Annotated in this window: 23 protein-coding genes; 11 read left to right on the plus strand and 12 right to left on the minus strand. The window is 44.5% G+C overall.

Annotated features, from left to right (window positions below; translation table 11 throughout):
- The first annotated feature begins 47 nt into the window (after positions 1-47).
- Together AB4323_RS09600 and AB4323_RS09605 are read left to right on the plus strand one after the other, a co-directional pair.
- Entirely contained in the window at positions 48-746 is a 699-nt protein-coding gene (locus AB4323_RS09600) for a TIGR01621 family pseudouridine synthase (protein WP_017060318.1), read from the plus strand.
- A gap of 8 nt (positions 747-754) precedes the next feature.
- Positions 755-1,708 (plus strand): class I SAM-dependent methyltransferase, encoded by a 954-nt coding sequence (locus tag AB4323_RS09605; protein WP_017068057.1) that lies wholly within the window; start codon positions 755-757, stop codon positions 1,706-1,708.
- 93 nt (positions 1,709-1,801) lie between these two features.
- Here the strand turns inward: AB4323_RS09605 and AB4323_RS09610 are convergent, their stop codons facing one another.
- The 5 genes from AB4323_RS09610 to AB4323_RS09630 all read right to left on the minus strand — a co-directional run bounded on the left by AB4323_RS09610 (position 1,802) and on the right by AB4323_RS09630 (position 6,772).
- Positions 1,802-2,419, minus strand: a complete 618-nt coding sequence (locus AB4323_RS09610) for a CDP-alcohol phosphatidyltransferase family protein (protein WP_372152244.1) — start codon at positions 2,417-2,419, stop codon at positions 1,802-1,804.
- Positions 2,409-3,059: an ATP-binding cassette domain-containing protein gene (locus tag AB4323_RS09615; protein WP_017065359.1), complete on the minus strand. Its 651-nt coding sequence runs from the start codon at positions 3,057-3,059 to the stop codon at positions 2,409-2,411. The genes AB4323_RS09610 and AB4323_RS09615 overlap by 11 nt, the downstream gene beginning before the upstream one ends.
- A complete protein-coding gene (locus AB4323_RS09620; RefSeq protein ID WP_372152246.1) occupies positions 3,025-4,725 on the minus strand; it encodes an ABC transporter permease in 1,701 nt (566 codons plus the stop codon). The genes AB4323_RS09615 and AB4323_RS09620 overlap by 35 nt, the downstream gene beginning before the upstream one ends.
- Positions 4,726-4,730: 5 nt before the next feature.
- The gene (locus AB4323_RS09625; protein WP_017060323.1) at positions 4,731-5,897 is read right to left on the minus strand and encodes an ABC transporter substrate-binding protein; all 1,167 of its coding nucleotides are present in this window, start codon (positions 5,895-5,897) and stop codon (positions 4,731-4,733) included.
- A 428-nt stretch (positions 5,898-6,325) separates the two neighbouring features.
- Positions 6,326-6,772, minus strand: a complete 447-nt coding sequence (locus AB4323_RS09630) for an META domain-containing protein (RefSeq protein WP_004734625.1) — start codon at positions 6,770-6,772, stop codon at positions 6,326-6,328.
- A gap of 188 nt (positions 6,773-6,960) precedes the next feature.
- Between AB4323_RS09630 and AB4323_RS09635 the strand changes: the two genes are divergently transcribed.
- Positions 6,961-7,224, plus strand: coding sequence for a DUF1289 domain-containing protein (locus AB4323_RS09635; RefSeq protein WP_017060324.1), 264 nt, complete (start codon positions 6,961-6,963; stop codon positions 7,222-7,224).
- Positions 7,225-7,333: 109 nt separating this feature from the next.
- Positions 7,334-7,501 carry a hypothetical protein gene (locus tag AB4323_RS09640; RefSeq protein WP_017060325.1) on the plus strand — a complete coding sequence of 56 codons (168 nt, stop codon included), beginning with the start codon at positions 7,334-7,336 and terminating at the stop codon, positions 7,499-7,501.
- Positions 7,502-7,558: 57 nt separating this feature from the next.
- Here the strand turns inward: AB4323_RS09640 and AB4323_RS09645 are convergent, their stop codons facing one another.
- From AB4323_RS09645 to AB4323_RS09655, 3 genes are all read right to left on the minus strand, one after another.
- Complete coding sequence (locus tag AB4323_RS09645; protein ID WP_017065764.1) at positions 7,559-7,861, minus strand: thiamine-binding protein; 303 nt, start codon at positions 7,859-7,861, stop codon at positions 7,559-7,561.
- 142 nt (positions 7,862-8,003) lie between these two features.
- On the minus strand, positions 8,004-8,225 hold the full coding sequence (locus AB4323_RS09650; RefSeq protein ID WP_017057116.1) for a hypothetical protein: 222 nt from the start codon (positions 8,223-8,225) through the stop codon (positions 8,004-8,006).
- A 253-nt stretch (positions 8,226-8,478) separates the two neighbouring features.
- Positions 8,479-9,717, minus strand: a complete 1,239-nt coding sequence (locus AB4323_RS09655) for a DEAD/DEAH box helicase (RefSeq protein ID WP_136982399.1) — start codon at positions 9,715-9,717, stop codon at positions 8,479-8,481.
- Positions 9,718-9,926: 209 nt separating this feature from the next.
- Here AB4323_RS09655 and AB4323_RS09660 point away from each other — a divergent pair, with 209 nt between their 5' ends.
- Together AB4323_RS09660 and AB4323_RS09665 are read left to right on the plus strand one after the other, a co-directional pair.
- Positions 9,927-10,553 carry a LysE family translocator gene (locus AB4323_RS09660; RefSeq protein WP_017060328.1) on the plus strand — a complete coding sequence of 209 codons (627 nt, stop codon included), beginning with the start codon at positions 9,927-9,929 and terminating at the stop codon, positions 10,551-10,553.
- Between the two features lie 267 nt (positions 10,554-10,820).
- Positions 10,821-11,177, plus strand: a complete 357-nt coding sequence (locus AB4323_RS09665) for a PilZ domain-containing protein (RefSeq protein WP_372152248.1) — start codon at positions 10,821-10,823, stop codon at positions 11,175-11,177.
- 143 nt (positions 11,178-11,320) lie between these two features.
- Here AB4323_RS09665 and AB4323_RS09670 read toward each other — a convergent pair whose 3' ends face one another.
- Both AB4323_RS09670 and AB4323_RS09675 read right to left on the minus strand, forming a co-directional pair.
- Positions 11,321-12,445, minus strand: coding sequence for a M14-type cytosolic carboxypeptidase (locus tag AB4323_RS09670; protein ID WP_372152250.1), 1,125 nt, complete (start codon positions 12,443-12,445; stop codon positions 11,321-11,323).
- Between the two features lie 138 nt (positions 12,446-12,583).
- The gene (locus tag AB4323_RS09675) at positions 12,584-12,859 is read right to left on the minus strand and encodes a nitrogenase-stabilizing/protective protein NifW (RefSeq protein ID WP_102333174.1); all 276 of its coding nucleotides are present in this window, start codon (positions 12,857-12,859) and stop codon (positions 12,584-12,586) included.
- 174 nt (positions 12,860-13,033) lie between these two features.
- Here AB4323_RS09675 and AB4323_RS09680 point away from each other — a divergent pair, with 174 nt between their 5' ends.
- Entirely contained in the window at positions 13,034-13,246 is a 213-nt protein-coding gene (locus tag AB4323_RS09680) for a TIGR02450 family Trp-rich protein (protein ID WP_017065368.1), read from the plus strand.
- A 49-nt stretch (positions 13,247-13,295) separates the two neighbouring features.
- On the opposite strand, the gene AB4323_RS09685 is transcribed toward AB4323_RS09680, so the two are convergent.
- A complete protein-coding gene (locus AB4323_RS09685) occupies positions 13,296-14,033 on the minus strand; it encodes an HAD-IIB family hydrolase (RefSeq protein ID WP_372152252.1) in 738 nt (245 codons plus the stop codon).
- Positions 14,034-14,672: 639 nt separating this feature from the next.
- On the opposite strand from AB4323_RS09685, the gene proV reads away from it, so the two are divergent.
- From proV to proX, 3 genes are read left to right on the plus strand one after another with little or no spacing between them, the layout of a single operon-like run.
- Positions 14,673-15,860, plus strand: a complete 1,188-nt coding sequence (gene proV / locus AB4323_RS09690) for a glycine betaine/L-proline ABC transporter ATP-binding protein ProV (RefSeq protein ID WP_017067805.1) — start codon at positions 14,673-14,675, stop codon at positions 15,858-15,860.
- 3 nt (positions 15,861-15,863) lie between these two features.
- Positions 15,864-16,958, plus strand: coding sequence for a glycine betaine/L-proline ABC transporter permease ProW (proW, locus tag AB4323_RS09695; protein ID WP_372152255.1), 1,095 nt, complete (start codon positions 15,864-15,866; stop codon positions 16,956-16,958).
- Positions 16,951-17,958 (plus strand): glycine betaine/L-proline ABC transporter substrate-binding protein ProX, encoded by a 1,008-nt coding sequence (proX, locus tag AB4323_RS09700; RefSeq protein ID WP_372056732.1) that lies wholly within the window; start codon positions 16,951-16,953, stop codon positions 17,956-17,958. The genes proW and proX overlap by 8 nt, the downstream gene beginning before the upstream one ends.
- A gap of 204 nt (positions 17,959-18,162) precedes the next feature.
- Here the strand turns inward: proX and AB4323_RS09705 are convergent, their stop codons facing one another.
- Positions 18,163-18,537: a nuclear transport factor 2 family protein gene (locus AB4323_RS09705; protein ID WP_017060338.1), complete on the minus strand. Its 375-nt coding sequence runs from the start codon at positions 18,535-18,537 to the stop codon at positions 18,163-18,165.
- Positions 18,538-18,678: 141 nt separating this feature from the next.
- On the opposite strand from AB4323_RS09705, the gene AB4323_RS09710 reads away from it, so the two are divergent.
- Positions 18,679-19,545: a LysR family transcriptional regulator gene (locus tag AB4323_RS09710; protein ID WP_136979691.1), complete on the plus strand. Its 867-nt coding sequence runs from the start codon at positions 18,679-18,681 to the stop codon at positions 19,543-19,545.
- Positions 19,546-19,547: the final 2 nt, after the last annotated feature.

Below are 19,547 nucleotides of genomic sequence, written 5' to 3' on the forward strand. Positions count from 1 at the left end.
GGTTCAGACGAGGTATACTCCACGTTCTACAATGGAGCTAGCCTTTAATGTTCGATATTCTTCTGAACCACTCTGATTTTTTACTTATCAATAAGCACCCTGGAGTCAGCGTCCACAAAGACGATGGCGATACCATGTTGCTTCAAGAAGTTGCTAAGGCAATTAATGAGCCTAAGCTGTATCTCGTTCATCGACTAGATAAAATGACTTCGGGCATTCTGCTGCTGGCAAAAAATGCGTCGGCGGCGAGCGAGCTTTCACAGCTATTTGCAAAGCGTGAAGTAGAGAAATACTACCTTGCGATCGGTTCTAAGAAGCCAAAGAAAAAGCAAGGTTTGATCTCAGGAGACATGGAGCGCTCACGACGCTCAAGTTGGAAACTTCTGACATCCAAAGAGAACCCTGCGATTACTCAGTTTTTATCAGCAACGGCTGAACCCGGTGAGCGTCTGCTGTTATGCAAACCCTATACGGGGCGAACTCACCAGATCCGTGTCGCGATGAAGTCGATCGGCTCAGCCATTGTTGGTGACCCTATTTATAATCCATCGAGTGAGGCTGACAGAGGTTATCTGCATGCCTTCGCGATTCGATTTGCCTATCAATCACAAGCCTACGAATATGTCTGCGATCCAAGAAGCCTAAACTCCTTGGGTGAGAAGTGGCATCAAGAAACCGTGTCGAACGGTTTGGACAGTTGGCTTGAACCTTGGTCATTAACTTGGCCAAAGCTAAACACTAAGTGAGTGAAATAATGGAAGCATCAGCTTTACCTCTGTTTTTTAGTCATATTGAACAGCAACTTAATGAAGTACCAAACGAACTACGCCGTATTTTCCACGGGCGCGGTAAGTTTTGGCCTGGTCTAGAGCAACTGACATGTGACTGGGTTGATGGACAGCTACTGGTTAACGTGTTTAAAGAAGTCGACGATGAATTCTTGTCATCTCTTAAAGCTGGATTGGTTGAACTCACCAACAAAGATATCTGGCAATCAAAGCAGGGCACAAGCATTGTTCTGCAACACCGTTATGCCGATGGTGCGCCTTCAGAGGTTCTATGGGGTGAGTTGAATGACTCTCCGGTTGTGGTTGAGCATGGCCTTAAGTACCAATTAGACATTGGCCGTAATCAGAACTTCGGTTTGTTCCTAGACATGCGTAATGGTCGTCAGTGGGTACAAGATAATGCCAAGGATAAGAACGTTCTTAACCTGTTTGCATACACTTGTGGTTTCTCTGTCGCGGCTATCGCTGGTGGCGCTCGTCAATGCATGAACGTGGACATGTCACGTGGCTCGCTAAACAAAGGTCGCGATAACCACCGTCTGAATGAACACGATATGCGCTCGGTTAACTTCCTTGGCTACGATATCTTTAAGTCGTGGGGGAAAATCAAGAAGGGCGGTCCTTACGAGCTCGTTATCATCGATCCACCTTCGTTCCAAAAAGGCAGCTTTGCTCTAACCAAAGATTACAAAAAAATCTTACGTCGTTTGCCTGAACTTCTAACTGAAGGCGGTGAAGTGATTGCGTGTGTGAACTCACCAGCAGTATCACCAAATTTCCTGATTGAGACGATGGCAGAAGAAGCACCAAGCGTTGAGTTCATTGAGCGTCTGGACAACCCGCCTGAGTTTGTCGATGTCGACCTTGATTCAAGCCTAAAGGTATTGAGGTTTAAAATCACGGCTTCAGCTGAAGCTTGATGTCATGATTTAGCGGGCATTATCCATACTAATATAGAAAACGCCGCTCACAATGAGCGGCGTTTTTATAGGTGCAAGAAACTAACTCATTTATTAACTAGCTTGGTTTTTTAGTGTCTGAAAACCAAAATAAATACGCATGAACGTGGTTAGCCAACAAGCTGCACCAAAGGTGTAAGCGATAACTGCAAAGTGTAGAGGCCAAATACAGAACGCGATGAAACAGGCGATGGTTTCAGTGCCTTCGGTTAGCCCTGACATGTAGTACAGAGACTTATGCTTATAGACTGGGTTTTCAATGCCTCGCTTGCCTGCCATAACCGCAAACGCTAAAAAGCTGCTGCCTGTGCCGATAAAAGAGAAGATCAAAAACGCACCGGCAATGGCGTTGTGTTCTGGGTTGGCAATGACAAATCCAAAAGGGATCAGCGAGTAGAATAGGAAATCTAGGCTGATATCGAGGAAACCGCCCGCATCACTAATGCCTTGGATTCGAGCCAAGGCTCCATCAAGCCCATCACATACTCTATTAAACACAATGAAGCCTAACGCCCACTCATATTGTTGAAATGCCAACGCTGGAAACGCTAAACACCCAATCAGAAATCCGAATAACGTGGTTTGATTGGCCGTGATACCCAATTGGTTTAGTAACTTAGCAGACTGATTTAATGGCCACTTAATGACCTTAATGGAGTACTTATCCAGCATGGTTACTTCTCCATGGCCAAGACAGTACTTCTGCCCCTTGAGGTACATCGGCTTCGTCGTGCGTGACCATTAATGTAGGGATATTCGCTTTGGTCAGCTGTTCGAAGACCCAATCGCGAAATTGTGCTCTGAGCTCTTGGTCTAACTTACTGAACGGTTCGTCAAGCAGGGCGAGTTTAGGCTTGGCTAACAACATACGAGTCAAGCTTATTCTTGCGCGTTGACCGCCGGATATTTGATCCGGGAAAGATTCAGCTAAGTGAGTTAGCTCTATGTCTTTTAGTGCAGCCATTGCTTGTTTTTGGCGAGCGGAACCTTTAACAGAGTTCGGTAACGAAAAGGCCAAGTTTTCCCATACTTTGAGGTGCGGAAACAACAAGTCATCTTGAAACAAAATACCGACTTCACGCTGATGTGATGGAAGCTCGTCGAGCTGAATATTGTTCAACACAACGGTGCCAGAGTACGAAAACTCTTCACTTAAGTGACCAGCAATCGCATCCAGTAAGGTCGACTTTCCGCAGCCACTCGGCCCCATCAAAGCCAGTATTTGGCCAGATTCTAATGTGACGTTTAGCGCTGAGAACAGCGAATCTCCATCGGTTTTACGGATGGCGAGGTCGTTGAGGTACAGACTCATTACTTAGGAAACCTTTAAAAGTAAGACGGCGATATCTGAGTTGAAGTCGGCTGACTAATATCGCTAAAGAGAAAAAGAACAGAGGCAATAGGGCCTGCCAAATGGCATAGATTGCTGTCACCCTGCGGTCGAAACCACTGGTAAGTGCAACGGCTTCTGTGGTGATCGTGCTAATACGGCCCGCGCCGAGCATTAATGTTGGAAGGTATTGGGCCAAACTCACGCTGATCCCGACCGCCCAAGCAAAGGCAATCGCAGGAAGCAAGATTGGTAGTTTGATCGAATACCAACTCTGAAATGGCGATTTACCTAGGCTCAGCGAGGCTTTAATCAACCCATCATTGAAGCTTTTCCACGGGCCATCCAAAGACAGATACACGAACGGGAAAGCAAAGAAAACATGCGCCCAAATCACCCAGAACTCATAGGCACTACTGCCGATGTAGAGGGTCGTGACTTGCATACCAAACAACACTGAAAGCTGTGGTATTAGCATTGGAATAGCGATAATGAAGCCCGGAACTTGCCACTTGTATTTGATTCTGTATTCGTGAGCCACCAGCGCAAGCAACAAAGCGACTGAAGCGGCAATCAGAGCAATCCATAAGCTTTGACCCACAGTACTCATGATGGCATCCCACTCGAACTCCCAGAAGCGCATGCTGTAGCGGCTCGGCAGTAAATCAGGGAAGCGCCAACGCTGAGCAATGCTCCAAATTACCATTAAAGGAATGATCAGCAGTGAAAGGCTAGCAAGGACAGTGAATACCGTTTTCCCCGGAAGGTTTGCCCCTGTTCTTCCGGAATACTGCCAAGTTCGAAAGTACTTAAGAACCGCCCATTCAACTAAACGCGCCAAGGCGATGATCAACGAAGCTAAACCAAACAAAACGATGGCACCAGCAGCAGCTCGCGGAAGTAGGTTAAGATCCGGATCGTTGAACCATTGCCATACCAAAACGGCAAAGGTCGGCGGGTTGGTTGGGCCTATGATCAAAGCAATATCGACAACCGAGACACTGTAAGCGAGTACCGCCAGCATTGGGAAACGAAGCTTAGTAAACCATTGTGGGAAAATACATTTCCACCAGATCTGAGCGCGGCTGTAACCGAGCGATGCACTGACCTTGGTGATACGCTCTACATCAATTTGCTGAAGTATCGAAATGCTCATCAGCAATAAGAAGGGGACTTCTTTGAGTGCGAGCATAATAATTAAGCCGAACGCGTATGGGTCTTTCACCAATAACGCCAATTCAGAGCTGGTAGCCGATTCGCCGAGCAAGTGATGTACCGCTCTTGCGCCAAGCCCCGTTGGACTAAACATAAAAGCAAAGCCGATAGCGAAAGCTACATGTGGAATGGCAAGCATTGGCGATAGCGTAAACTCAATCTTTCTCCAAAACTTGTTTCCCCAAGAGGCTTGAAGAATACAAAAGGTCAGGAAGCAGGCTATATAGCTGCTTGCAATTGCTGAACCTAGGCTTAAGCCAATAGAGTGCCAAGCCCCTTCCCATTGAAAGACTTGGCTAAAACCGTTGAGTGTCGGCTCCTCTAAACCAAGGGGCGGGATGAAACTCAGTGACGAAGCCACGACTCCCGCTACCCCAGGAATGGTCGGGATAATGCATACAGCTATAACAACAAAATATAGAGCGCGTAGCATGAAGACTAGTTACCGTATCGCTTAAGCCACTCTTTCTCGAGCGCGTTTTGCCAGCTAGGGTGTGGTTCATCAACCGATTTAAATTGCTGGGTGTTTTTAGCGCTGCCAGTCAGGTATTTGCTGCTCAGAACCGAAGGATCGCCCCAAACATTGAGGTCACCCTTGCGAGACTGTGCTTCCGGGCTCAGTAAGAAGTTAATGGTCACTTGAGCACCCGCGGTTGCATTGGCGTTCCAAGGAATCGCAAGGAAGTGAATGTTAGATAGAGCGCCGCTTTCTAGAGCATAAGCCTTAGTGGTTTCGGCTAAGCGACCACTGGCTTGTGCTGAATAAACAGAGTTTGGATTAAACGTAATCGCGAGATCGATCTGTCCGTCATCCAGAAGTTGGATGCTTTCCGATGTGCCTGCTGGGAACTGCTTTCCACCGCGCCACGCCACTTTATGGAATTTATCTAAGTAAGCCCACAGTGGTGCCGTTACTTCTTGGAAGTTGTCTTCTGAAACCGGCTGAGCCAGCGCAGGGTTATTGTTTGTTAGTTCAATCAGTAGTGACTTAATGAAGCTCGTGCCATGAAACTCTGGTGGGCGAGGGTAGCTTAAGCGGTTCGGGAAAGCCTGAGCGTAGCTTAACATCTCAGAGAATGATTGTGGCGGGTTGTGAAGTGTTTCTTGGTCATGAATGAACACCAGTTGTCCCACGCCCCACGGTGCTTCTAAGCCTTCTGTCGGCTCTGAGAAATCGACATCAATTGGCAGAGACTTATCGACATACTGCCAATTTGGAAGTGATTCCGTAAATGGCCCAAACAATAGCGCGTTGTCTTTCATCGAACGGAAGTTCTCGCCATTAATCCAGACGATATCGACGCTGCCTTCACTGTTCTTTCCTGCCGCTTTTTCAGCAAGCAGTCGAGTGGTGGTTTCCGCAATATCGGTCACTTTCACATGCTTTAACGTGACACCGTAGTCACTTTGTAATTTCTTGCCTGCCCACTGTAGGTAACGATTGATCTCTTGGCTTCCGCCCCAAGCGTGAAAGTAGACAGTTTCTCCCTCTGCCTGCTGTTCTATTTGGTTCCAGCTGTCGGTGGATGTTGCTTCATCAGCATAAATGGTTGCGCTGTATGCAACGGTTGCCATGATTCCTAACGTACTTACTATCTTGTTCATAAACTTTTCCATTTGGTAGTGAACGGGCAAGAGCATTGTATTTTCGAACTCCCTAGTGCGTATTGACCCTTCGTGGTTAACGAAAGATCAACATGCCCTAATAGTTATTCTATCTGTTTCTGAAATAAATTCTAATTCAACAGTAAATTCAATCAATTACTTGAGAACAAGCAGGGAGTTCGCGGTCGAGTTTTGTTCGATACGTAATCATCTCGAAAACTCGACAGACTCTAGGCTTTTGCCATCCTAGCAACAGACCGCTGAACCGTTGAATTTATTGCATCTAAATGAGAGATTTTTGAGGTTTATTGGAGGTTGGTACGAAAAGTCGGCGATGAGCGTCAATTTTGAAGAAGTAGTGAGGGCAAGCTGACAATAAAAAAGGAGCCATCAGGCTCCTTTAATCAGTATTTGGTTTCGATGACGGATTAGTTTACCCAGTCACGAATTGTGTACGTTAGCGTGTGTACATCGTTTTTCAGTACTAGCGTATCGTTTGTTAGCGTTACGTCGCTCCACTCGCTTAGAGTAGCAGAAACCGATTGTTCGATTTCCATCGCAGAGCCGTGACACATTTTCATTGTCATGCCCATTTGCTTGATACGGAATTGACCGTCTTTCAGCTCGCCTTGACCGAAGAAGTTGTTACAACCAGCCATGCCGTTTGCAGTCATCTTTTCGCCGATCTCTAGACGAGGAGCTGCTTGGTCTTCGCTTTTCACAATGTCCTTGCCATCAATTTGCGCAAGTTCCCAATTATGGTGCTGTAGATCGGTTGGTGTTACTTGCATCGCGTTGTCACCTGTTGTTGTGCATGCTGCTAGCATCATAGGTAAAGCGGCTACTGCTAGTAATTTTTTTGAACTAAACTTCATATTATAAGGCTCCAAAGGAAAGAACGAAGTTACCGGATAAGTGTAACTTGATGGGTTCAAAGTATAGTTTACAAAACACTATATGTGTCAGTATAAGGTCATAGTTTAGTATGGGTTTCATGAGCCAGGCGACAAATTAATCGCTTATTTTTGAGAGAGTAAGCGTAATTTTGAATGTGTAAGGAGGCATGGTGGAGCAGTTAGAGTTTTTCCAAGTTCCAAGCCCTTGCGTTGGGGTTTGTTCAAGCGATGACAAAGGCTATTGCAACGGTTGTATGCGCAAGAGAGAAGAGCGCTTTAATTGGATGTCGATGACACCGTCAGAACAATTGCACGTGATAAAGCTGTGTCGTCAGCGCTATAGAAGAAAAATAATGAATCAAAAAAACTTGATTGGTAAGCAGGTCGATGAAGAGGGAAATACCAGTCCCCAAAGAGATCTTTTTGGCTAAAGAGGAAGTATTTAGATTTTATTTAACTCCGAAGTAACTATTACTTTACATAATGGTTGGGGTGTAATATTAAAGTAGGTACCTTTGTACCAGAAGGAGTGGTGTCGGTATGAATAAAAAGAACGTAAAAATCAAAAAAGAGCCAGTCAAAGCACTTGACCGAAAACCGATCGGGGCAAAAGATGACCCTGAAGAGACTCCGCGTGATTGGCATTCGATGTCAGAAGAAGAACGAATGGAAATCCTTTCTCACCTCTCAGACATGCCTTTCCAATAACACCACTGGTTCTTCAGAGCCTTTCTTAAAGCTCAGTTTTCAGAAACAAAAATGTGATTAAACAAACATGTGATTCGCTTTCGTTACACCACGATGGTACGTGCAAAATGTATCATCGGCCTCGGTGGTTTTACTGTGAATCTTAATGTTTGTGATCACTTCTACCGCCCCTGCATCGTAGCAAGCTTGTTCTGCTTTTTTAACGATATCGAGTAATTGATTGAGTTCACCTTTCATTGTGGTTTCCATCGCACCAACTTGGAAAGGGACATCGGCTGCTTTCACAACTTCAATGGCTTTATCAACTACTTCGAAGTTGTTGCCTTCTTTAACGCGAGGGATCACTTGGAAGGCAACCATCACTTCTTTTTCTCTTTTTAACTCAGACACTTTCTGCTTACTCAATGATAGGGATTTGTTGCAGATGATAGGTTAATGCGGAGATAAATTCTACAGCGGTTACGCTGCTTTATTTATGACACGAGTGACTGGAGATATCGGACTACTTGTTACCCCAGTGGTCACTTACCCAACCACCTATGTGCTCATCAAAATGACTGCCACTGAACCTCTGGTTGCGTTCAACCGAAGTATCACAATCATCTTTATTATCTATTAGGGTTTGTATGTAGTTTGCCATCGGGTCATTGGAACGTTGACGATCTCGGCGAGTTGCCACTTCCTTAATCAGTTGTAATCGATATGTAGAGCTAGCACGTTTCATTTCAATGACCTCCTGTTGTAGACACTAATAGAAAAATCTAGTTGCTAGATATAGGGGCGTCAACGTGATTTAAGAGTGTTTTTTTTGAGCAACCAAGAATCAATACGTTGGCATCATAATTCACAAAAGTGTCATTTAAGTTGGCAACTTTAGGGAAGTTTTTGGGTGTGAATTTGTATTTTGTTGCATATAAAAAAGCCCAGTACAAACTGAGCTGACCATTCTATTTCTGGTTACTTAGAGTTATTTCTGGTTACTTAGAGCTATTTGGTTTGCTTTTAAATTGCTTAATGCTTTTCTTTTTAGCTGTTCTTCGATTGGCCATTTTATCTTTAGGTGGACGCTTGCGAGCGGTCGTTTCAGATGCAGGTTTGTCGGTAACCGGGAAACCCTCTAATGGTTGCAGCACTAACGGCTTATTGGTCAAGGTGCGAATCGCATTGAGGTAGTCAGTTTCGCTGTGGCTAACCAGAGAGACCGCGCAGCCAGTACTTCCTGCTCTTGCTGTACGACCAACGCGGTGTACGTAAGTTGCTGAGTGAGAAGGTAATTCGAAGTTAATTACGACAGGTAACTGATCAATATGAATGCCTCTAGCCATCACGTCTGTCGCGATAAGCACACGAGTCTCGCCATTTTTGAAACTTTCTAATGCTTGCTCTCGTTCTTCTTGGCTCTTATTTCCATGTAACGCACTCACACTGATTTTGGCTTTATTCAATCGTTTGGTTAATGCATCGGCATTGTCTTTTGCGCCAATAAATACCAATACTTGCGGCCATGTGTGTTGATTGAGTAGTGCGATGAGCGCTTGAGCTTTACTGCCTTTGTTCACTAAATACAGGGTTTCTTCAATAGTCGCGACCACGCTGTTTTCTTGATGTGTCGTGACTTTAACTGGATTTAAAAGAAGCTCTTCAGCTTGCCCTACTAATTCGGGCGGAAGTGTCGCAGAGAACAACAGTGACTGACGTTTACTTGGTAGTGCTGCAGTAATCGCTTGAATATCTGGCCAAAATCCCATGTCGATCAGGCGGTCGGCTTCATCAAGAACCAATGATGAACACCGAGCTATATCCAGTTCATCACTTTTGATTAAAGCAAGTAGGCGGCCCGGTGTGGCGATGGCTAATTGTGGTTTAGTCGATAATTGTTGCTGTTGATCATCAGTATTTACGCCGCCCGTTAGCGTTACCAATTTGATATTGAGCGTTGTCGCGATCGGTTCTAAAGATTTGGTCACTTGAGATGCAAGTTCACGGGTTGGAACAATGATCAGTGCTTGCAGTTCATTCACATCTTGGTTGATGTTATTCAGTAAAGGTAAGCCGAACGCCAATGTTTTACCGCTGCCCGTTTGAGCCAATGCGAGTACGTCTTTCCCCGCAATAATGGTAGGAATTACCGCTTGCTGTATCTCTGTCGGCTTATTGAATTGAGATGAGAGCGCGGAGACGGTTTTTGCGTTAAGGGTTAGGCTATCAAATGACATAAATGAACCAAGTATCAAAAAGGAGGTGGAGTCTATCAGGGCTACAAATGTTAGAGAATCAGTTTTGTATGTTAGACGATAAACACATTCATTATACGCGCGAATTATGTCTGTTAGCTATACGCGATAATTAAGCGTTTATCATATTGTAATGGCACTGAATGGACGTACAATGTCCGCCCTAAAAATGTTCATGAAATGAGATCGAAATGAGTTGGGACAGTATCTGGCTGTTTATCGTTATCGTGTTTTTTATTGCCATTATCCCGGGCCCAAATGCGCTGTTGGTATTAAGCACAGCCTTAACTCAAAGGAAGCTGTTCGCATTTGTGAACGTGTTGGGCGTGTCATGTGGTTTCTTTTTTCATGCCTTTATCTCGGCTAACGGCATAAGCTTATTACTGTCGAACACTCCCATGGCCTTTGAAGGGCTAAAGTGGGCTGGGGTTTTGTATCTTGTCTGGCTTGGGTATAACCATTTTCGTGCGGCGCTGCGCGCTCAAGAGGGCGTGCTCTCTGTGGTCAGTGCATCGGGAAGTAAGCTTTATAAGCAATTTTTCAAAGGGCTTCTCACTAATCTACTGAATCCTAAAATTGTCCTGTTTTATCTTTCTATATTCCCTCAATTTGTTTCAACAGATGCGATTGTGACAGACAGTTTGATACTTGGTGCAATTCAAGCGTCAGTGGTGTCGATGTGGTTCTTAGTTGTGATCTTAATGGCGGATACCTTTAAGCGCTTGTTAGTTCAAAAGCGCACCTCGCAAATGATGAACATTGTGTGTGGGATTCTATTCGTGGGCTTCAGCATTCAGTTGGCATTGTTTCAGCTTTAGGGTGCGATGCGAAGAATTGGGTTTTTAGCTATTGGTTCAGTTCATTTCCGGCTTAGTTCTCGTTTCCATCTTAGTTTTCATTTCCGATTCAGTTCTCATTTTTTTCTGAATGCTAAGCAATCAGTGTTTCTCTGTATAAATCTCTAAAGCATTAGCTCGGGAAGTCGATATAATTATTAGCTATCAATTTGGTGAATGTGTTTGTTTGAGACCAATTGAAGCTACAGCCTATTGCTTGACCGAAATAACAGAGACAGGGAGTCACCAATGCGTGAAGATTCATTCACCCAGAAACGCAAATATTACCGCTTAAAGTACCCTCAAAAGGCTCGTCCGGTGATGCGAATTAAGGATGAGCTTTTTCATGTCAGCGAAGTTTCTGAAAAGGGTGTACGCCTGAGGATGCGTAACATCATTCCGGTTTATCGTGGCTTTTCAATGGCCGGCACCTTGAGGTTGCATGACAACAACAGTATCGATATTAGCGGTGCTGTATTGCGACAAGAAGGTGACGAAGTGATCGTTCAGTTATCACAAGGTCCGAGCTTCAAAGATATGGTGTCTGAACAACGCCACATTAGGCAAAGATACCCAGTGTTTTTTGCTAGCCTCAGAGTGGCATAGAAAGCTTTTAAAGTTAGATTCACTCATCCAAGCCGATATTAAAAAGCCCAGCACTTTCACAAGTGCTGGGCTTTGTTCTATCTATAGCCCAGATTCTTATAAACCAAAGGCGATACAGGTAAAGCTAATGAGCTTAGTTCGCCTTATAGCTCGTCTATTGTAGCCCAAACTGCGGCTAGCATATCGTGACCAAACGCGACACTTCGTTCTGGAGACCAGCCGTAAAGTTCGTCAGCGTGACTGATGTGATCTTTAAATGGCATCTCGACGGTGTAAGCCAAACACTTGAATTGCTCACCAATCCAGTTTGTGCCAACTGTCATGTTTGCTTTGCCTGGTTCGTCTTTATCGTAACCAAATTCATCTTGGAACTCTGGCGTGATAGTGAGCAGTGCTTGCTTGAAGTGGCTCTCTAGCTTCGCGATGCGCTCGTTGTAAGAAGGTGTGCCTTCGCTACCTGCTACAAAGTTATATGGAATCGCTTCGTCGCCGTGAATATCTAGACACAGGTCAACGCCCGTTTCCAGCATACGCTCGCGAACAAGGAATACCTCTGGGCTGCGTTCCATAGAAGGTGATTGCCATTCGCGGTTCAGGTTTACGCCAATCGCGTTAGTACGCAGGTGACCGCGGATGCTGCCATCTGGGTTCATGTTTGGTACAACTCTGAACACAACGCTGTCTAGAAGAGAGCGACCAACCGTATCTGTTTCATCAAGTAGGCGTTGTAGCAGGCCTTCGATCAGCCATTCAGCCATCGTCTCGCCAGGGTGTTGGCGACCAATAACCCAGATGTTTTTCTTCTCTTCACTTGGCTCGCCGATGGTTAGCAAAGTGATGTCGTTGTTGTCTAGCGTCTGACCTAGAGTTTCAAGCTTACAAGCAGGGTGCGTTTGAGCATTGTGCAGAAGATCTTGGTGACGATCGTATGAGTACGGCGCGAAGTACGCGAAGTACATTGAATCGTGTTCAGGGATGATATCGAAGCTTAATGTATCGCCATCGAACTGAGATGGGATACGGAACCACTCTTCACGGTCATACGATGCAACTACATCGTAATCTTTCCAGCCTTCAGGGTAGGCAGATGTTGCCAATTGACCGATTTCAAAGTGGTGAGATTGTTGAGCTTCACTTTCTAAGCGGAAGTGAAACCACTGAGAGATTTCAGTTTGGTAGTCTGCTGGGATCGTCAGTTGAATGTTTTGTGGTGAATCTGCAGAAACGACGTGAATGTTGCCGCTTTCAAAATTGCTGAAAATTTTCATTGTAGTTTTTATCTCGTAGTTGAGTTGCCGTAAGATTAGCACACTTTTTTTCGAGCAAACCACTAACTAAATCGTAATGAGATGTTATTTCAGCTATCCACTTTTTAGTTGTCTATTTTTGAACAACCCACTTTCCAACTACCGGCGCTGGCAAGTTGTACACCCACGGCAGGCAGAACGTGTGTGGCGATCTAACTTGCTGCGTTGAACCTTACAATAAGCGTTTTTCAGCGCTCTTCTTCCTGAGAACCAATCATCGGGTTTTGACAGGATCAGATAACCATTAAAGCGTTTCATAAGCTCGACTCTATTTTGGTCGATGAACTTGCTATCAAAGCCAATCTCAAAGTAATCAAGCGCTTGTTCGATGGCAGTGAAACTCGCTATTTTTTGTTGGAATTCTGTTTGGCTCATGGGAAGTAGGTTTCTGTTCTGGTGGCAGCTATTGTACCGAGTCTACGACTTGTTTTATTGATTTTAGTTATGACTTATCTGGATTTTAGTCGTGGGCTTTCTCAACTTAAAATGATCTTTTTAACTCTTTGAAGCTTATAGATAAAACATCAATGAACTGTGCAGGACAAAATCATGAACCGGATCAACCCAAAGAAACTGCTCCGCAGTAAATGGACGGCCGTTAGCCCTTTGAAGAAAGAAAAGCACTTTATGGTCACAGAAGTTGAATTTGATGAAGGGGAAGTAGTGCGCTGCATGATAGAGGCAGTAATGACTAAACGAGAAGAAAACATCAATTGGCGAGAGCTTACTGATAATCAAAATTGGCTCCCAGGCTGGAAGTAGGGCTAGAAGCCTGTTTGATTCTAATCTGTTGTTAATGGCGAACTGGCGTTTATCGGATACTCGACGCACGTCCTTGCCAGTATTTAAGGCCTTCTAAGACACCCTCAGCATGTGTTGCTCTACTCGTGTATACGTTGTCTCTATCCGATAGGTGAGCAACCTCTGGGTAATGGTTAGCAACCAGTATCGAGTTTACGCCTTCAATGGTGAGCATTGAGGTGTCGTTAGCTGAGTCACCTGCGACGCACACTTCTGCAACGCTCAAATCGTGTTGTTCGAGTAGGTGGTGAATCGCAGTCGCCTTGTTAACGCCTTTTGGTGTGATATCTAAGTACCAATCATGAGAGTAAGTCAGGTGAACATCTAATCCGTGTATCTCCAAGCTAGATTCAATCAGTTCGTGTTGAGGCTCTGAAAGCTTTCCTTCAAAGGTGATCTTGTAATCGCCTTGATGGTTTTCTATGCGATCACCCATAAAATCAAGGGGGGCGAGAGCCGTCTCTACCCTTGATTTGTTCCAAGAAGCTTCCAGTTGGTTATGCCAAACATGGTCTGGTTTTTGGGAATGAACATGATGAATTTTGGTGCCCACATCGCTAATAATACTGTGTGGCTTCGGGTAGTTATCCGATTCTAAACCCATTCGAATCGAAGGTAATGTTCTTCCTGTCGCGATGATAAAGCGAATATCAGGTTGTTCTGTGAGGTAATCAAATAGCTGGTTAACACCGTGAGATGAGCCTCCATCAAGCGTACCGTCAAAGTCACACACCAACATTTTTATCATTCGAATTCCTTGTCTTTTTCTCTATTTCGTCACGGGGAAATGCTTATTTCTTCTATAAAGAATGGCTCAGCAATGAGCACTCTACAAGTTGAAACCCAGCTTAGATAATCACCAATTGGCAGTTTGCAGCAAGTATCACAGTTGGTGTGATGTATTAAAATTCTTGGTTGAAAAGGTTGATTTCAACTCGCTGACTTTAGCCGGTTGACCTTTGGTTTTTAGGTAGAGATTGAGAGTTGATCTTATCTTTTCTACCGAGCGAACTTTCGCCTCGGAAACATCATGAAAGCTTAATAAATAGTTCGTATTCGAATTATTTGTGTACGAACTAATTGTGGCTTTTGTTGGTTCATTCAGCCTATTAATCACGCTAATGTAAAATTAATATTCAATAATCTACGACTACGTAATACATAATATTGGCCGTACGCTTATCTAATTTATCCCTTTTATTATCAGTAGCTTGCTTTGTTTTTGCTTATTTTTGGTCTTGTTGTTGCTGGTCTGGTTTCAGTCTGTTTCCTTGTTTTACCGAACGAAGAACCTTGATTTACACGTGCAAATTACTTAGAGTACTAATTGTTTTTCGGGTTTAAATAACCAATTTAAGTTTAAATAACTGATAAAGGATTAGATTACATGGATCCCATACTGGAAGTTAAGGGACTGTACAAGGTGTTTGGTGAAGACACCGACCGTGCTTTTACAATGATTAATGAAGGCGCAAATAAAGATAAAGTTTTCGAAGAAACAGGGCTAACGATCGGCGTTAACGATGTTTCTCTTAGTATTCAAGAAGGCGAGATTTTCGTCATAATGGGACTGTCAGGATCTGGCAAATCAACCCTAGTACGCCTTCTTAACCGCTTGATCGAACCTACCAAAGGCAATGTGCTTCTTCGAGGCAAAGACATTGCCCACATCTCAGAAGATGAACTCCGCGAAGTTCGCCGCAACAACATCTCCATGGTTTTCCAAAATTTCGCTTTGATGCCGCATATGACGGTTATCGAGAATGCCGCGTTTGGTCTAGAGCTTGCGGGTGTTGAAGTTGAACAACGAAAGCAATCAGCACTTGAAGCACTTGAGCGTGTTGGCCTTGGCGCATATTCAGAATCTTACCCAGATGAGTTGTCTGGTGGTATGAAGCAGCGTGTTGGTTTGGCTCGTGCACTAGCATGTGACCCAGATATCTTGTTGATGGACGAAGCGTTCTCGGCGCTCGATCCTTTGATTCGTACTGAAATGCAAGATGAGCTTATTCGCCTTCAAAATGACGATAAACGAACCATTGTTTTTATCTCGCATGATTTGGATGAAGCGATGCGTATCGGTGACCGAATTGCGATTATGCAAAATGGCGAAGTGGTTCAAGTCGGTACTCCAGACGATATTCTTAGTAACCCAGCGAATGATTATGTCGAAGCTTTCTTCCGTGGTGTGAACGTAGCAAGCGTACTTACTGTGAAAGACATTGCGCGTAAGAAGCCAGCTGCGGTATTTAAAAAATCAGAACACGATGGCCCAGCGTCCGCTCTACAAATTTTGATGGATAACGACCGCGAGTACGGCATCGTAGTTGAGAAGAGCAGCCGTTACTCCGGCATTGTCTCTATCGACTCGCTTCGTAAAGCCCACAAAGAGAACAAATCACTCATCAGCGCACAGCTCGATGATGGACTAACGCTGAACCCTGATTTACCAATCAATGATGTGCTTGGCCTAGTTGGTGGTGTGCCTTACTCAGTGCCTGTTGTGGATGAGCAAGGTAATTACTTTGGCGTGGTGACTAAGTCACGACTGTTACAAACATTGGATAAGGGGTAGATCATGTCGTCTGAACAAACAAATAATGACCCATGGTCTCAATCGGCTCCTCCAGCTCAACCTGCAAGTGATCCTTGGGGTCAATCCGCTGATACCTCACCGTCAGCGGATTGGTTAAGCAGCGAAACCGTTGAAACGACACCTTTTGATCCACTTAACCCTTTTGCAGAGGCTGTGCTGCCTGTTGACACTTGGGTTGAGTCTGGACTGAATTGGTTAGTTGAGCACGGACGCCCATTATTCCAGGCAATCCGTGTGCCTATCGATTTTATCCTAAGTTCATTTGAAACGGCGTTGGTGTCTACGCCAGCACCATTCATGTTGATCATCTTGTTTCTAGTGGCATGGCAGTTTTCAAACTTGAAGCTTGGCGTTGCAACGGCCGTATCTTTGACTTTCATTGGCTTGATTGGCGCTTGGTCTGAAGCAATGACCACATTGTCACTGGTCATGACATCCGTATTCTTCTGCCTATTGATTGGCTTACCCATGGGGATATGGCTCGCTCGAAGTAACACGGCGGCTAAATTCGTGCGCCCAATTTTGGATGCTATGCAAACCACACCAGCCTTCGTTTATTTAGTACCGATCGTCATGTTGTTTGGTATCGGTAACGTTCCGGGTGTCGTGGTGACCATCATATTCGCACTTCCTCCTGTTGTTCGTTTGACCATCTTGGGTATTCAGCAAGTTCCGGAAGAATTGATCGAAGCGGGTCACTCATTCGGTGCAAGCAAAAAGCAGATGCTTTACCGAATTCAACTGCCACTTGCATTACCAACTATCATGGCGGGCGTGAACCAAACACTGATGTTGTCGTTATCGATGGTGGTTATCGCATCAATGATTGCGGTAGGTGGTTTAGGTCAAATGGTACTGAGAGGTATTGGCCGTTTGGATATGGGACTGGCCGCTGTTGGTGGTTTAGGCATCGTTATCTTAGCCATCTTATTAGACAGAATCACCCAAGTACTGGGTGTCAATGCTGGTAATACAAAATTACGCTGGTATCGCATGGGACCTGTTTCCCTTGTACTGAATGTACTTAATCGCGGTAACAAATCAGAACTTCAATTAAGGAAAAACACCGATGAATAATTCATGGAAGAGTAAACTCGCAGTAAGCATCGTTTCTACATTAGCGGTATCGACTAACGTGTGGGCAGCAAGCCTACCGGGTGATGGCGTATCAGTTCAGCCTGTTCAATCGTCTGTAGCGGAAGAGACATTCCAAACATTGATCGTTAACCGTGCTCTAGAAGAACTGGGTTATGACGTGAAATCAATTCAAGAAGTGGACTACAACGTAGGCTACACCTCGATTGCAAAGGGTGACGCAACGTTCCTAACGGTAGGTTGGTTCCCGCTTCATGCTGATAAATACACAATGGCAGGTGGTGATGAGAAATTCTACCGTGAAGGCCAATATGTAAGCGGCGCTGCTCAAGGTTACCTAATTGATAAGAAAACGGCTGAAAAGTACAACATCACCAACATTGGTCAATTAACTGATCCAAAAATCGCGAAGCTGTTTGATGCGGACGGTGATGGCAAAGCAGACCTAACAGGCTGTAACCCAGGTTGGGGTTGTGAGATGGTGATTGAACACCAACTTTCAGCGTTCAAACTGGACGATACGGTAACTCACAACCAAGGTAACTACGCTGCAATCATTGCAGATACAATTTCTCGTTACCAAAAGGGTGAATCAATCCTTTACTACACGTGGACACCTTACTGGGTAAGTGGCGTATTGGTGCCTAACGAAGATGTAGTTTGGTTAGAAGTTCCTTTCTCAGCACTTCCTGGCGAGCGTTCGAACGTGGATACGACGCTATCTAACGGCAAAAACTACGGCTTCGAAATGAACTCAATGCGCATTATTGCGAATAAAGAGTTTGCTAAGAACAACCCATCAGCAGCGAAGCTTTTTGAAATCATCAAACTTAACATCAATGATGTAAGCGCTCAGAACATGATGATGAGTAAAGGTAAGAACAGCTCTGCTGATATCGAAGCGCACGTAAACGGTTGGATCAAAGCGAACCAAAGCACGTTCGATGGTTGGATTACAGAAGCGAAGAAAGCAGCACTGTAACTTTGACTTGTATTTGTTCTGTCTTACCAGACACTTTGATTTGAAATGATGAGCGTGTTGAGTGATTGTGTAGAGTCACTCAATCACCTTCAAACCAAGTGAAAGGGCGACAAGAGTGAACATTATAAAGCCAGCAGTCCATTTGGATTGCTGGCTTTTTGTTTTCTGTTTCTATTTTTGAGCTTCTAGCTGTTAATTACAGCTCTAGCGTTCGCCTTGAACTTCGAAGTTGTCGCTGACTAAGCGAGCGCAGCCATCGGCTTCAAGTGCCCAGTGTTCATGATGTACAACGCCAAACGCTTTGTTCATTGTCCAACTCGCGGTAAGAATGTAACCGCCGTCTGGGTGCTCTTCCCATTTTACATCGGTGTAATCAACGTCTTTGAAACCTTGGTCGATGATGTTTTGCCAAAATGCTTGAATCGCTTCATGACCTTCAAAAGTACCAAATGGACGCGCTTCCATTACACAGCTTTTAGTATATTGATCGGCACAACCTTTCGCATCTTGGTTGTTGAAAGCCTTTTGCCACGCGTTAATGCCTTGCTTACATGCTTCTAAAATTTGGTTGTCTAACATTGTCTTTCTCCATAACAGTCTTGTTTCGAGCACTGTCTTTTTTATTTGGTATTTCGATAAGTTGAATTGAGTTTAGTCTTGGAAATTGATTTGAAAAACAGAGATAATAGAAAATACTGTTTGTAAAAAGAGAACAATAAGATGAGTAAGCTAAAGCAGATGTCGATTTTCGCTCATATCGTAGATCAGGGTTCAGTCTCGGCTGCGGCTGAAAAGTTAGAGTTGTCTAAATCTGTCGTCAGTCAACATCTCAAAATTCTAGAACAAGAGTTAGGCGCCTCTCTCCTTAAACGCACAACACGAAGACAAACTTTGACAAGCATGGGTGAGCGCTTTTATTTGAGTTGCAAAGACATCAATGTGATCGCTGAATCGGCTTGGGATATGGCAAAAGCCGAGCTAGAAGAGCCACAAGGCCGGATTCGTATCACAGCTCCGAATGCCTTGATGGATTTATTGGTAGCGCCTGTTATTGCCGATCTGATGAAACAATATCCGAAGTTAAAGCCAGAACTGATAAGCGACGATCAGCATTTAGACTTCATGGAGCACGATATTGATCTCGCGGTACGAGTGGGCAGTTCTCGTGACAGTAACTTAAAGCAAAAGCGTTTAGGTGAGTTTAAAGATGTGTTATGTGGCGTTGAAAGCATGCGTAAACGTGAGCTTGAATCGATTCCTTACATTGCAAACTCTTGGCAGGGAAAGCAGGTGACTCATCATTTTAGTTCTCAAACTGAGCAGGACTTTGTCTACCAACAGCAAGCTAGTTGCGTCACCAATTCGTTCCACAGTTGCCTTGCACTGATTAAATCAGGTGTTGGTATCGGTGTGATTCCAGATTTCTGCATTCCTCAGTTATTTGGTGATGTTGTCGACGTGCTGCCAAGCTTTGAATTACCCACCAACACGGTTTATGCGCTAAACCCATTTGCTTCAAATACGCCTATCGCCATCAAGCTGTGTATCCAAGCGTTGGAAGAAAAGCTTAAGCAGAATTTAGTATAAGC

The organism is Vibrio sp. 10N.261.52.C11 (assembly GCF_041471405.1).
Classification (GTDB): Bacteria; Pseudomonadota; Gammaproteobacteria; order Enterobacterales; family Vibrionaceae; genus Vibrio; species Vibrio crassostreae_C.

Excerpts from the sequence above, each read along its gene's own strand:
- AB4323_RS09600 (WP_017060318.1), top strand. The coding sequence starts at position 48 with ATGTTCGATATTCTTCTGAACCACTCTGATTTTTTACTTATCAATAAG.
- AB4323_RS09605 (WP_017068057.1), top strand. The coding sequence starts at position 755 with ATGGAAGCATCAGCTTTACCTCTGTTTTTTAGTCATATTGAACAGCAA.
- AB4323_RS09610 (WP_372152244.1), bottom strand. The coding sequence starts at position 2,419 with ATGCTGGATAAGTACTCCATTAAGGTCATTAAGTGGCCATTAAATCAG.
- AB4323_RS09615 (WP_017065359.1), bottom strand. The coding sequence starts at position 3,059 with ATGAGTCTGTACCTCAACGACCTCGCCATCCGTAAAACCGATGGAGAT.
- AB4323_RS09620 (WP_372152246.1), bottom strand. The coding sequence starts at position 4,725 with ATGCTACGCGCTCTATATTTTGTTGTTATAGCTGTATGCATTATCCCG.
- AB4323_RS09625 (WP_017060323.1), bottom strand. The coding sequence starts at position 5,897 with ATGAACAAGATAGTAAGTACGTTAGGAATCATGGCAACCGTTGCATAC.
- AB4323_RS09630 (WP_004734625.1), bottom strand. The coding sequence starts at position 6,772 with ATGAAGTTTAGTTCAAAAAAATTACTAGCAGTAGCCGCTTTACCTATG.
- AB4323_RS09635 (WP_017060324.1), top strand. The coding sequence starts at position 6,961 with ATGGTGGAGCAGTTAGAGTTTTTCCAAGTTCCAAGCCCTTGCGTTGGG.
- AB4323_RS09640 (WP_017060325.1), top strand. The coding sequence starts at position 7,334 with ATGAATAAAAAGAACGTAAAAATCAAAAAAGAGCCAGTCAAAGCACTT.
- AB4323_RS09645 (WP_017065764.1), bottom strand. The coding sequence starts at position 7,861 with ATGGTTGCCTTCCAAGTGATCCCTCGCGTTAAAGAAGGCAACAACTTC.
- AB4323_RS09650 (WP_017057116.1), bottom strand. The coding sequence starts at position 8,225 with ATGAAACGTGCTAGCTCTACATATCGATTACAACTGATTAAGGAAGTG.
- AB4323_RS09655 (WP_136982399.1), bottom strand. The coding sequence starts at position 9,717 with ATGTCATTTGATAGCCTAACCCTTAACGCAAAAACCGTCTCCGCGCTC.
- AB4323_RS09660 (WP_017060328.1), top strand. The coding sequence starts at position 9,927 with ATGAGTTGGGACAGTATCTGGCTGTTTATCGTTATCGTGTTTTTTATT.
- AB4323_RS09665 (WP_372152248.1), top strand. The coding sequence starts at position 10,821 with ATGCGTGAAGATTCATTCACCCAGAAACGCAAATATTACCGCTTAAAG.
- AB4323_RS09670 (WP_372152250.1), bottom strand. The coding sequence starts at position 12,445 with ATGAAAATTTTCAGCAATTTTGAAAGCGGCAACATTCACGTCGTTTCT.
- AB4323_RS09675 (WP_102333174.1), bottom strand. The coding sequence starts at position 12,859 with ATGAGCCAAACAGAATTCCAACAAAAAATAGCGAGTTTCACTGCCATC.
- AB4323_RS09680 (WP_017065368.1), top strand. The coding sequence starts at position 13,034 with ATGAACCGGATCAACCCAAAGAAACTGCTCCGCAGTAAATGGACGGCC.
- AB4323_RS09685 (WP_372152252.1), bottom strand. The coding sequence starts at position 14,033 with ATGATAAAAATGTTGGTGTGTGACTTTGACGGTACGCTTGATGGAGGC.
- proV (WP_017067805.1), top strand. The coding sequence starts at position 14,673 with ATGGATCCCATACTGGAAGTTAAGGGACTGTACAAGGTGTTTGGTGAA.
- proW (WP_372152255.1), top strand. The coding sequence starts at position 15,864 with ATGTCGTCTGAACAAACAAATAATGACCCATGGTCTCAATCGGCTCCT.
- proX (WP_372056732.1), top strand. The coding sequence starts at position 16,951 with ATGAATAATTCATGGAAGAGTAAACTCGCAGTAAGCATCGTTTCTACA.
- AB4323_RS09705 (WP_017060338.1), bottom strand. The coding sequence starts at position 18,537 with ATGTTAGACAACCAAATTTTAGAAGCATGTAAGCAAGGCATTAACGCG.
- AB4323_RS09710 (WP_136979691.1), top strand. The coding sequence starts at position 18,679 with ATGAGTAAGCTAAAGCAGATGTCGATTTTCGCTCATATCGTAGATCAG.